This is a genomic window from Roseateles sp. (assembly GCF_036404855.1).
Taxonomy (GTDB): domain Bacteria; phylum Pseudomonadota; class Gammaproteobacteria; order Burkholderiales; family Burkholderiaceae_C; genus Pelomonas.
Genome location: NZ_DASWYS010000108.1, coordinates 1 through 11,355, shown reverse-complemented (window position 1 = coordinate 11,355; position 11,355 = coordinate 1). Strand labels below are relative to the sequence as shown.

The following is an 11,355-nucleotide window of genomic DNA, read 5'->3' as shown; positions in this document are numbered from 1 at the left end:
CCCTTCGTGTGGGTGTCGCGAGGGCTTAGTTGCCTTCGTTGACTTCCACGAATTCATCACCAGCCGGAGCGGCAGCCTGGGCCAGCTCGGTGCCGGCGTTGGCGCGGCCTTCCAGCACGGCGTCGGCGACGGCGCGGGCGTACAGCGCCACAGCCTTGGCCGAATCGTCGTTGCCGGGGATGACGTAGTCGATGCCTTCGGGCGAGTGGTTGGTGTCAACCACGCCGATGACGGGAATGCCCAGCTTCTTGGCTTCGGCCACGGCAATCTTGTGATAGCCGACGTCGATGACGAAGATGGCGTCCGGCAGCGCGGTCATGTCCTGGATGCCGCCGATGTTCTTTTCCAGCTTGGCGATGTCGCGCTGGAACAGCAGGGCTTCCTTCTTGATCGCGGGCTGGGTGCCAGCTTCGACCTGGGCCTGCATGTCCTTCAGGTTCTTGAGGGAGGTCTTGACCGTCTTGAAGTTGGTCATCATGCCGCCCAGCCAACGCGAGTCGACGTAGGGCATGCCGGCGCGCTGAGCTTCGGCGGCGATGAATTCGCGGGCCTGGCGCTTGGTGCCGATCATCAGGATCGTGCCGCGCTTGGCAGCCAGCGAGCGCACGAACTTCATCGCATCGTTGAACGCGGGCAGCGTCTTCTCGAGGTTGATGATGTGGATCTTGTTGCGATGGCCGTAGATATACGGGGCCATCTTGGGATTCCAGAAGCGGGTTTGGTGGCCGAAATGGACGCCGGCTTCCAGCATCTCGCGCATCGTGACAGACATGGGTCTTGCTCCGAAGGTTGTGTCTAAAATCCGGCCCGAATTGCGTTGCAGCGCCTGGAAACAGCTGTTTCCTGAACACCGCAGACCGCAACACCTTTGCGTGGCCGGTTTGCGATTTGTTGCAACGAGTGGGCGCCGTGATCACTTGGATCCTTCGGCCACACACCCCTCACAACCGTTTTTGCCGTCAATCAAGCAGCTCGAAGAGCCACCCCCTCCGGCAAAACCCGCAGAGTATACACAACCCATGGCCTTCTCCTGCCGACACCGCCCCGCCGCGGTCGCCAGCCCGTCCTTCGCGATTGCCCGCCGGGTGCCCGCGTGAGCCGCACCATCGCGGTGGTGGGCGCCGGTCTGGCGGGCGTCACGACGGCCTACGAACTGGCCGCGCTAGGCTTCAAGGTGCAGGTCTTCGAGCGCGGCGGCAGCGTGGCCGAACAGGCCAGTTTCGCCAGCAGCGCCCTGCTCTCCCCCTTCGTGCCCGGCCTCGCGGAAGCCGGCGCACCTGCGCCACTGGGCTTTCGTTTCCGCCGCTGGCGCTCCGGCCGCCAGGGTGGCGACGCGGCGAGCCAGCTCGCCGCGCTGAGCCAGCTGAGCCTGGCACGCACAGCCGAGCTGCGTCGTGAACTGGGGTTGGAGGACGAGGCCAGCGACGGCCTGCTCGTCGCACTCACCGAGGCCAAGCACGTCGCTACCGCGGAAGCCCGGCTGGAAGGCTGGAAGGCCCTCGGCCTGCAAGTGGAGCTCATCGAGGCCGGCGAAGCCCGCCTGCGGGAGCCCGGCCTCAATGCCGGCGCCACGCTGGCCGCCGCGCTGGCACTCGCCCAGGGTGGCGCGGGCAATGCCCGCCTGTTCGCGCAACAGCTGCGCCTGCAGGCACAGCGACTGGACGTCGAGTTCCGCTTCCACACCACCGTGCGCGCCATCTCCGCCGACGGCGCGGGCCTCATGATGCGCCACGAGTACACCCCGCCCGCGGAGGCGCCAACGCGTGGCACCGACCGCGAAGCCGGGGACACCGTGCCCCAGCCCGTCGGCCCGCAGGATGCTCGCTTTGACGCCGTCGTGCTGTGCAATGGCTTGGACGCCCCGCCCCTGCTGGGCCAGCGCCTGCCACTGTCAGCCCGGCACGAAGCATCCGTCACGGCGCCGCTGCGGCTGCTGGAGGCCCACCCCGAGCTGGGACCCAAGGCCGGCTGGCTGGATCCGTCCCGCGGCCTCGCCGTGGCGCGCACCGGCCAGCGGGTGCGCGTGACCGGCGGCCTCACCGTCACCGGCACCCGCGCCAAGGTCAGCCCCGACTTCGAGGCCCTGCACCGCGGGCTGCAACACTGGTTCCCCGGCTCGGTGCTGCACCAGCAGGTGCAGCAGGGCCAGGCCCGCCGCGCGATGAGCGCGGACGGCCTGCCGCTGCTGGGCGCCAGCAGCAAGCCCGGCGTGTGGCTCAACCTCTCGCTCGGCGGCCAGGGCTGGGGCCTGGCCTGCGGCAGCGCTCAAGTTCTGGCCCAGTTGATCGCCGGCCAGGCTCCGGCCCAGGACATCGCCGAACTCGGCCCGCAAAGACTGGCCTAAGCTCCCGGGCATGCACCCGCTGCTGCCCACGACCTCCTCGCTGCCTCTGTTCGACGTCGCCGCCAGCCGGCGCATCGAGGCGCGCGCCCTCTCCCATTCACCTGACCTGATGGAGCGGGCCGGCCTGGCCATCGCCAAGCTGGCGCTGGCGCTGCGGCGTGGCGACGGCCCGGTCTGGGTGGCCTGCGGCCCCGGCAACAACGGCGGCGACGGCCGGGTGGCCGCGAGATGGCTGGCACAACACGGGGTGCCGGTCCACATCGGCCACGACGCCCCTTCCCACCCCACCCTCGTCATCGATGCGCTGCTGGGCCTGGGACTGAACCGCGCCCCCGACAATGAGCTGCTGACCACGATGGCGGCAATGCAGGCCTGCGGCGCGCCCATCCTGTCCGTCGACCTGCCCAGCGGCCTGCTCGCCGATACCGGCCAGCCCGCCGGCGAACGTGCCGTGCGGGCCGATCACACGCTGACGCTGCTGACACTCAAGCCCGGCCTGTTCACTGGCGAGGGCCGCGCGCACTGCGGACGGATCTGGTTCGATGATCTGGGCATTGGGCCGGACGAGGCGCCGACCGCGGACCTGCTCGGCCCCACGGCCCGACCCGGGCGCAGTCCGACCAGCCACAAGGGCAGCCACGGCCAGGTGCTGGTGGTCGGCGGCGCGCCGGGCATGCAGGGCGCGGCACGGCTGGCCGCGCGCGCGGCACTGGCCTGCGGCGCCGGACGGGTCTATGTGGATCTGCTGGGCCAGACGGCCAGCGAGCCCGCCGACCCTGGCCGGCCCGAATTGATGCGCGGCACCCTGGCCGAGCTGCCGCAGGCCGTGGGCGTGCTGGGCTGCGGCGCCGGCCCGGGCCTGGCAGGCGCGCTGCCCGACCTGCTCCACCAATTGCCGCGTGTGATCGTCGACGCTGACGCGCTGAACGCCATTGCCGCAGATCACGGCCTGCAGGCCTTGCTGCGAGCCCGGTCGCCGGGCTCGACCCTGTTGACGCCGCACCCCCTGGAGGCCGCCCGGCTGCTGGGCCGCGACACCACCATCCTACAGACCGACCGCCTGGCCGCAGCACAGGATCTAGCCACGCGCTTCGGCTGCAGCATCGTGCTGAAAGGCTCGGGCAGCATCGTCGCCTCCCCCGGCGAGCGGCCGGCCATATGCGCCAGTGGCGGCCCGGCGCTGGCCACCGCCGGCAGCGGCGACGTGCTGGCCGGCTGGCTGGGCGGGTTGTGGGCCCAGCAGTCGACGTCCAGCGCCCATGTCATCGCCTGCGCCGGCGTGGATGCGCACGGCCGCGCCGGCGAGACAGGCCAGGTGCTGCGGGCCGGCGACCTCATAGCTCGCCTGGCCGCGCAGCGCTGAAGCCACGCCTCAGCGGCGCTTGCGCGGCGCTGCCTTGGCGGTCGTCTTCTTGGACGCCTTGCTGGCCGCCCGCTTGGCGGCCTGCTGCGCCGCCTTGACCGGATGCAGAGCGGCAACGACTTCCTTGCGGCTCTTCTTCACGTCACGGTCGGTCTGCCGCACCTCTTCGAGCTTTTCGACTGCGGTCTTCGGTGCTCGCTTCTTGGCAGCCACCTTGCCCGACGGCTTGCCCGCGGGCTTGGCCGCACTGCCACGACCGCTGGCCCGCTGTTCATCACCGTCTCGCACCAGGCGGAAGTCGATGCGGCGACCGTCCAGGTCCACGCGGCTGACCTGCACCTGCACGCGGGCGCCAGTCGCGTAGCGGATGCCCGTGCGTTCGCCCCGCAGCTCCTGGCGCACCTCGTCGAAGCGGTAGTACTCGCCGCCCAGCTCGGTGATGTGCACCAGGCCTTCGACGTAGAGCGCATCGAGCTGCACGAACAGGCCGAAGCTGGTGACGGCACTGACGGTGCCGGCGAACTCCTCGCCAAGGCGGTCGCGCATGTAGCGGCATTTCAGCCAGGCTTCGACGTCGCGGCTGGCCTCGTCGGCACGGCGCTCATTGGCGCTGCAGTGCGCGCCGACGACCTCCCAGCGCTCGGCCTCGTTGCGAGCTTCGGCGGGGTTGGGCGGCGCAGCGCGACCGGGACGCTTGGGCGCCTGCGGCACGTTCATCTTGGCCGCGTCCAGCGTGTAGCGCTTGCCGGTCAGCAGACCCTTGATGACACGGTGGACCAGCAGGTCGGGGTAGCGCCGGATCGGGCTGGTGAAATGGGTGTAGGCCGGATAGGCGAGGCCGAAGTGGCCCGAGTTGCTGCCTGTGTAGATGGCCTGCTGCATGGATCGCAGCAGCATGGTGTGGATCTGCTGGGCGTCGGGCCGGTCTTTGGTCGCCTCGGCAAGCTGCTGGAACTCCCGCGGCGTCGGGTCGTCGGAGATGCCCATGCCTATGCCCAGCGAGCGCAGGTAGGCCTGCAGCGTCTGGCGCTTCTCGGGCGTCGGCCCTTCGTGCACACGGTACAGCGAATGGTGCTTGGCACCCTGGATGAAGTCCGCCGAGCAGGTGTTGGCGGCCAGCATGGCCTCCTCGATCAACCGATGCGCATCGTTGCGCGTGCGCGGGATGATCTTCTCGATGCGGCCGTTGTCATCGCAGACGATCTGCGTCTCGGTCGTCTCGAAGTCGATGGCGCCGCGGCGGTGGCGCTCGGCCAGCAGGGCCCGGTAGACCTCGTGCAGGTGCAGCAGGTGCGGCACCTGCTCGCCGCGCTTGGCGGCCTCGGGACCATGCGTGTTGGCTAGTATGGCCGCCACCTCGGTGTAGGTGAAGCGCGCATGCGAGCAGATCACCGCCGGATAGAACTGGTAGGCCGTGACCGTACCGTCGGTGGACACAAGCATGTCGCAGACCATGCTGAGCCGGTCCTCGTACGGATTCAGCGAGCACAGTCCATTGGACAGCTTTTCCGGCAGCATGGGGATCACACGGCGCGGGAAGTAGACGGAGGTGGCCCGCTCGTAGGCATCAGCGTCCAGCGGCTCGCCGGGCTTCACGTAGTGCGACACGTCGGCGATGGCGACCAGCAGGCGCCAGCCCTCGAAGGCCTTCTTGCCGCGTCCCTGCTTGAAGGGCTCGCAGTAGACGGCATCGTCGAAGTCACGAGCATCCTCACCGTCGATGGTGACCAGCGGCACATCGCGCAGGTCGATGCGGTGCTTCAGGTCCGCCGCGCGCAGCCGCTCGGGGAGCTTGGCGCTCTGCGCCAGCGTTTCGGGGCTGAAGCGGTGCGGCACGTCGTACTTGCGCACGGCGATCTCGATCTCCATGCCGGGGTCATCGATCTCTCCCAATACCTCGACGACGCGCCCCACCGGCTGCGAGTACAGCGAGGGCGGCTCGGTCAGCTCAACGGCCACCACCTGCCCGGCCGTCGCGTTGGCGATGCCGTTCTTGGGAATGAGGATGTCCTGTCCCATGCGCCGGTCCTCGGGCGCGACAAGCCAGACGCCGGATTCGAGCAGCAGGCGACCGATGAGTGGCCGCTTCTTGCGCTCGAGGATCTCCAGCACGCGTCCCTCTGGGCGCCCGCGCTTGTCAAAGCGCACGACACGCACGCGCAGACGGTCACCGTGCATGACAGCGTGCATCTCCTGCGACGACAAATAGATGTCAGCCGAACCGTCGTCGGGGATCAGGAAGCCGTGGCCATCGCGATGGCCCTGCAAGGTGCCCTCGACCTCGCCCAGCAGGCCCGCGCCGTCGCCCGGAGGCGATGAATTTGTGTTCTTCAAGTTTTTGATGATATAGTCTCTGTTTTCCTGAAACGGCTCAGGACTTCACAAGAAGTTTTGAGTACCTTGCCCAGGTGGCGGAATTGGTAGACGCACTAGTTTCAGGTACTAGCGGGTAACTCCGTGGAGGTTCGAGTCCTCTCCTGGGCACCAAAACAAAAGCAAAAAGGCCGACGCGAAAGCGCCGGCCTTTTTGCTTTTGGCGCTCCGACAGCGGCCTCGAAAGCCACGCCACCGAGAACTGGCGCCACGCCCTGCGGATTGTCCGATGCCTGGATGGACTCCATGAAGGCGTGGCGCCTGTATGCGCGAAGCCGGACGCTGACGCCGCGAAACGCGACCGAGTCCCCGACGAGGCGCCCTCGATGGGCGCTTCGTCGAGTGGTGGCACAAACCGAGCTACTTTCGATCCGCGCCACACGCCGGCTCTCAAACAGCGAACTTCTTCGCCAGCAGGTCCGGCCCCATGCCGTCGTATTCCTCGAACGGCTGGTGAATCCACGGCGAGGTTTCCAGCATCTCGCAGTAGTAGTCCGGCGTGTAGGCCGAGACCTTCTTGGTCCAGATGACCGCCGAGCGCAACTCGGTGATGGCCGGCATGCCGCGCAGTCGCTCCACGACGGCCTTCAGTGTCACCCCGGAGTCCGCCAGGTCGTCCACCAGCAGCACGCGGCCGGCCAGTTCGCCCTTGGGCATGGTGATGTACTTGGCCATGTCCAGGCGGCCCTGGATGGTGCCGGCCTCGGCGCGATAGGAACTGGTGGACATGATGCCCAGCGGCTTGTCGAACACGCGCGACAGCACGTCGCCCGGGCGCATGCCGCCACGGGCCAGGCAGAGGATCTGGTCGAACTGCCAGCCAGAGGCGTGCACCTTGAGCGCCAGGCGCTCGGTCAGCAGGTGGTACTCGTCCCAGGACACGTAGAGGTGTTTGCCGTCGTCGGTCAGCATGTTTGGGCGTCTCCGTGATGAGAGGTTGGTTTAAGCAGAATACGGATGGCGCAGCACGATGGTGTGCTCGCGGTCGGGGCCGGTGGAGACCATGTCGATGGGCGCACCGATCACCTCTTCCACGCGCTTCAGGTAGCTGCGCGCATTGGCCGGCAGCGCGTCCCAGGACGTGGCGCCGAAGGTGGTCTCGGTCCATCCCGGGAAGGTCTCATAGATGGGCGTGCAGGCCTCGATTTCATCGGCATCCAGCGGCAGGATGTCGAGGGTCTTGCCGTTCAGCTGGTAGCCCACGCACATCTTGATCTCGGCCAGTCCGTCCAGCACGTCCAGCTTGGTCAGGCACAGGCCCGTAATGCCGTTGATGATGATCGAGCGCTTGAGCGCGGCGGCATCCAGCCAACCGCAGCGGCGTGCGCGGCCAGTCACGGTGCCGCGCTCCTGACCCACGGTGGAAAGGTGGTAGCCGACGGTGTCGGGCTTTTCCCAGTCCAGCTCCGTCGGGAACGGGCCCGAGCCCACGCGCGTCGTGTAGGCCTTGGTGATACCCAGCATGTAGTGCAGCAACTGCGGGCCGACGCCGGCCCCCGCGGCGGCATTGCCGGCCACGCAGTTGCTGGACGTGACGTAGGGATAGGTACCGTGGTCGATATCCAGCAGCGTGCCCTGGGCACCTTCAAACAGGATGTTCTGGCCGGCCAGGTGGGCCTTGTGGATCATGTAGCCGACGTCGGCCAGCATGGGCTTGATCTGCTCGGCCATCTTCATGGCCTGCTCGAAGATGGGCTCGAAGGACAGTTCCTCGGCCTTGAGGTAGCCCTTCAGCACGTAGTTGTGCAGCTCCAGCAACTCGCGCAGCTTCTTGGCGAAACGCTCGGGGTGCTTCAGGTCCTGGGCACGCAGCGCGCGGCGAGCCACCTTGTCCTCGTAGGCCGGGCCGATGCCCTTGCCGGTGGTGCCGATCTTGCCACTGCCGCTGTTCTCGCGCAGTTGCTCGCGCGCCTTGTCCACGGCCACGTGGAACGGCAGGATCAGCGGGCAGCTCTCGCTGATGAAGAGGCGCGAACGCACCTCCACGCCAGCGGCCTCCAGACGCTCGATCTCGGACAGCAGATGGGTCGGATCCAGCACGACACCGTTGCCGATGTAGCACGGCACCCCGTCACGCATGATGCCGCTGGGGATGAGCTGCAGCGCCGTCTTCACGCCCTTGATGACCAGCGTATGGCCGGCGTTGTGGCCGCCCTGGAAGCGCGCCACGCCGTGGGCGTGGTCCGTCATCCAGTCCACCACCTTGCCCTTGCCCTCGTCACCCCACTGGGTGCCCACGACGACCACATTGCGTCCACGCGCGGTTTGGCTTTGCATTTGGTTTGCCTGCTTTTGGAAAAGAGTTTGCGGGCACCGCTCAGAGCGAGCGGACTTCCCAGCCAGCGTGACCGCGAACCAGTTCGCGGTCACAGTCGAATTCGTCAGCCTCGGCCTCATGGCCCGGCAGCACGCACACCACCGTCTCGCCTTTCTCGCGCCACTCGCGCACGGCCTGGCGCAGCGAGGCGTCCTCACCCCAGGGCGCGCGGATGGCCGCGCGCAGCGGCGTCGGCGCCACCAGGCCTACAAGCGTTTTCAGGTCCAGGCTGAAGCCCACGGCCGGGCGGCGGCGGCCGAACACCGCACCCACCTCGTCGTAGCGGCCACCGCGCAGCACCGCGTCGGAGCAACCTTCGGCATAGGCCGCAAAGCGGATGCCGGTGTAGTAAGCGTAGCCCTGCAGGTCGGCCAGGTCGAAGCTCAGATTGACCTCGGGGTGGACCGCGGCAAGCTGCCCGGCCAGCCAGGCCAGGTCCGCCAGAGCGGCCTTCACGAGCGGATGGTCGGGCAGACGGCGCGCCGCCTCGTCCAGCACCTCGCGGCCGCCGAACAGGCCGGGCAATGCCATGAGGGCGTCGCGCGTCGGTGCGGGCAAGTCTGCCGTGAGGTCGGCCAGTACGGCCACGTCCTTGGCGGCGAGCGCCGCCGTCAGCGCGGCCAGGGCCTCAGGGGCCAGCGGCACGCCGTCGAGGACACCTTGCAGCAGCCGTGCGTCGCCGAGGTCCAGCATCACCTTGGACAGACCAGCGCGGCACAGCGCGTCCAGGGCCAGGTCCTGCACTTCAAGGTCTGCCTCCAGGCCGGCGTGGCCATAGATTTCCACGCCGAACTGCAGCGGCTCGCGGCTGGTATTGAGGCCGTCGGGGCGCGTGTGCACCACGGGGCCGCAGTAGCACAGCCGTGTCACACCCCGGCGGTTGAGCAGATGGGCGTCGATGCGCGCGACTTGCGGCGTCGTGTCGGCGCGCAGACCCAGACTGCGACCGGAGATCTGGTCGACGAGCTTGAAGAGCTTGATCTCGGAGCCGCTTCCGGTGCCGGACAGCAGGGAATCGAGGTGCTCCAGCAGCGGCGGGATGACCAGCTCGCAGCCGTAGCTGCGGGCCATGTCGAGCAGCTCTCTACGCAGCTCTTCGATGCGGCGCGCCTGCGAGGGCAGGACATCGGCGATGTGCTCGGGCAGCAGCCAAGCAGAGGACATGGGCGCAGGCTAGGCGGTTAAAAACGGCATTGTACCGGTGCCCTCCCCGGCCTGCGGCCCGCCAGCGTTCGGATCAGCGCAACCAGAGCAGTCCGAACACGCCCATCAGAATGCTGGCCAGCCCGATGAAGCGGATCTGGCCGTCACTCATGGCGAGGATGCGGCTGAAGACCTCACGCCAGCGCCCGGGGCTGATCAGGGGCATCAGCCCCTCGATGATCATCACCAGCGCGAGTGCGGTCAGCAGTTCGTTCACTTGCGTGCCGGTGCGGCGCCTCCGGCGCCAGAGCCCCGCATGGCCTTGAAGAAGTCGCTGCTCGGGTCGACGACCATCACATCGCTCTTCTTGCTGAAGCTGGCCCGGTAGGCTTCCAGCGAGCGGTAGAACTGGGCGAACTGCGGGTCGCGACCGAAGGCTTCGGCGTAGAGGGCCGACGCCTTGGCATCACCCTCACCCTTGATCTTCTGCGCGTCGCGGTAGGCCTCGGCGACGATGACCTCGCGCTGGCGGTCGGCGTCGGCCTTGATCTTCTCGCCATCGGCGATACCCGTGGAACGCGCCTCCGCGGCCACGCGCTTGCGCTCGGAGTCCATGCGGCGGTAGACGGAATCGGTGATGCTGGAGGCGAAGTCCACGCGCTTGATACGCACGTCCACCACCTCGATGCCGAACTGCTTGGCCTCGTCGGCCAGGCGCTTGCGCACGTCCTGCATGACCTTCTCCCGCTCGGTGGCCAGCACGGCCAGCACGGTGCGCTTGGTCACTTCCTCGTTGAAGGCGGCCTGCACGACGGGCGCGAGACGGTTTTCGACGTTGCGCATGTCGATGCCGCTGTTGCGGATGAACTGACGCGGCTCGGTGATGCGCCACTTGATGAGCCAGTCGATGACCAGGCTCTTCTTCTCGGCCGTGAAGATGGGACGGGACTCCGGGCTGTCCAGCGTCTGCACGCGGCGGTCCAGCATGACCACGTTCTGCAGCGGGGGCGGCAGCTTGAACTTCAGGCCCGGCTCGGTGATGACTTCCTTGATCTCACCCAATGCGTAGACGGCGGCGAACTGGCGCTGGTCGACGATGAAGAGCATCGACGACAGCAGCATCAGGACGACGAGTGCACCGGCGAGGATGGCGGCAATACGGTTCATTCGGGAATCCTCGGTCAGCGGCCGTCTCGGCTGCGCTGGTTATCACGGCTGCGCAGGTCGTTGGAGCCCGGCAGCGTCTGCGGGTCGGGCAAGGCACTGGAGGGCTGCGGCGGCGACACCGTCACCGTGCCCGAATTGCCCTGCTGCAGCAGCTTGTCGAGGGGCAGGTACAGCAGGTTGGAGCCCGACTTGCTGTCCACCATGACCTTGCTGACGTTGCTGTAGACCTGCTGCATCGTGTCGATGTAGATGCGATCGCGCGTGACCTGCGGCGCCTTCTGGTACTCGGCCAACACGCTCTTGAAGCGTTGCCCGTCACCCTCTGCGGCGGCGATGACGCGGGCCTTGTAGCCCTCGGCCTGCTCTCGCAGCTTGGCCGCATCGCCCTGGGCACGCGGGATCACGTCGTTGGCGTAGGCCTGGGCCTCGTTCTTGGTCTGCTCGCGGTTCTGCCCGGCCTTGAACGCGTCTTCGAACGCGGCCTGCACCTGCTCGGGCGGTTGCACACTCTGCACGTTGACGTTCTTGATCTGGATGCCGGCCTTGAGGCGGTCGAGCTGGGCCTGGATGGACTTGACCAGCTCGGCCGCGATGGCATCGCGCTGCTCATAGAGCACCGAGTCCATCGCGCTCTTGCCGACGATCTCA

The 11,355-nt window shown here is 67.8% G+C and carries 10 protein-coding genes and 1 tRNA gene; 3 read left to right on the top strand and 8 right to left on the bottom strand.

The window, feature by feature from the left end; genetic code table 11:
* Positions 1-25 precede the first annotated feature (25 nt).
* The gene (rpsB, locus tag VGF12_RS06940; protein WP_331175308.1) at positions 26-772 is read right to left on the bottom strand and encodes a 30S ribosomal protein S2; all 747 of its coding nucleotides are present in this window, start codon (positions 770-772) and stop codon (positions 26-28) included.
* A 321-nt stretch (positions 773-1,093) separates the two neighbouring features.
* On the opposite strand from rpsB, the gene VGF12_RS06935 reads away from it, so the two are divergent.
* On the top strand, positions 1,094-2,344 hold the full coding sequence (locus VGF12_RS06935) for an NAD(P)/FAD-dependent oxidoreductase (protein ID WP_331175307.1): 1,251 nt from the start codon (positions 1,094-1,096) through the stop codon (positions 2,342-2,344).
* Between the two features lie 10 nt (positions 2,345-2,354).
* On the top strand, positions 2,355-3,707 hold the full coding sequence (locus VGF12_RS06930) for an NAD(P)H-hydrate dehydratase (protein ID WP_331175306.1): 1,353 nt from the start codon (positions 2,355-2,357) through the stop codon (positions 3,705-3,707).
* Positions 3,708-3,716: 9 nt separating this feature from the next.
* Here VGF12_RS06930 and rnr read toward each other — a convergent pair whose 3' ends face one another.
* The gene (gene rnr / locus VGF12_RS06925; protein ID WP_331175309.1) at positions 3,717-5,996 is read right to left on the bottom strand and encodes a ribonuclease R; all 2,280 of its coding nucleotides are present in this window, start codon (positions 5,994-5,996) and stop codon (positions 3,717-3,719) included.
* Positions 5,997-6,109: 113 nt separating this feature from the next.
* On the opposite strand from rnr, the gene VGF12_RS06920 reads away from it, so the two are divergent.
* Positions 6,110-6,194 (top strand) — tRNA-Leu (locus tag VGF12_RS06920).
* A 276-nt stretch (positions 6,195-6,470) separates the two neighbouring features.
* Here the strand turns inward: VGF12_RS06920 and VGF12_RS06915 are convergent.
* The 6 genes from VGF12_RS06915 to hflK all read right to left on the bottom strand — a co-directional run.
* Positions 6,471-6,992 (bottom strand): phosphoribosyltransferase, encoded by a 522-nt coding sequence (locus tag VGF12_RS06915; RefSeq protein WP_331175305.1) that lies wholly within the window; start codon positions 6,990-6,992, stop codon positions 6,471-6,473.
* A 30-nt stretch (positions 6,993-7,022) separates the two neighbouring features.
* A complete protein-coding gene (locus VGF12_RS06910; RefSeq protein WP_331175304.1) occupies positions 7,023-8,357 on the bottom strand; it encodes an adenylosuccinate synthase in 1,335 nt (444 codons plus the stop codon).
* Positions 8,358-8,397: 40 nt separating this feature from the next.
* Complete coding sequence (locus VGF12_RS06905) at positions 8,398-9,561, bottom strand: ATP phosphoribosyltransferase regulatory subunit (RefSeq protein ID WP_331175303.1); 1,164 nt, start codon at positions 9,559-9,561, stop codon at positions 8,398-8,400.
* A 73-nt stretch (positions 9,562-9,634) separates the two neighbouring features.
* Positions 9,635-9,817 carry a DUF2065 domain-containing protein gene (locus VGF12_RS06900; RefSeq protein ID WP_331175302.1) on the bottom strand — a complete coding sequence of 61 codons (183 nt, stop codon included), beginning with the start codon at positions 9,815-9,817 and terminating at the stop codon, positions 9,635-9,637.
* A complete protein-coding gene (gene hflC / locus VGF12_RS06895; RefSeq protein WP_331175301.1) occupies positions 9,814-10,707 on the bottom strand; it encodes a protease modulator HflC in 894 nt (297 codons plus the stop codon). The genes VGF12_RS06900 and hflC overlap by 4 nt, the downstream gene beginning before the upstream one ends.
* Positions 10,708-10,721: 14 nt before the next feature.
* The coding region (gene hflK, locus VGF12_RS06890) for an FtsH protease activity modulator HflK (protein WP_331175300.1) at positions 10,722-11,355 on the bottom strand (634 nt) is incomplete at its 5' end.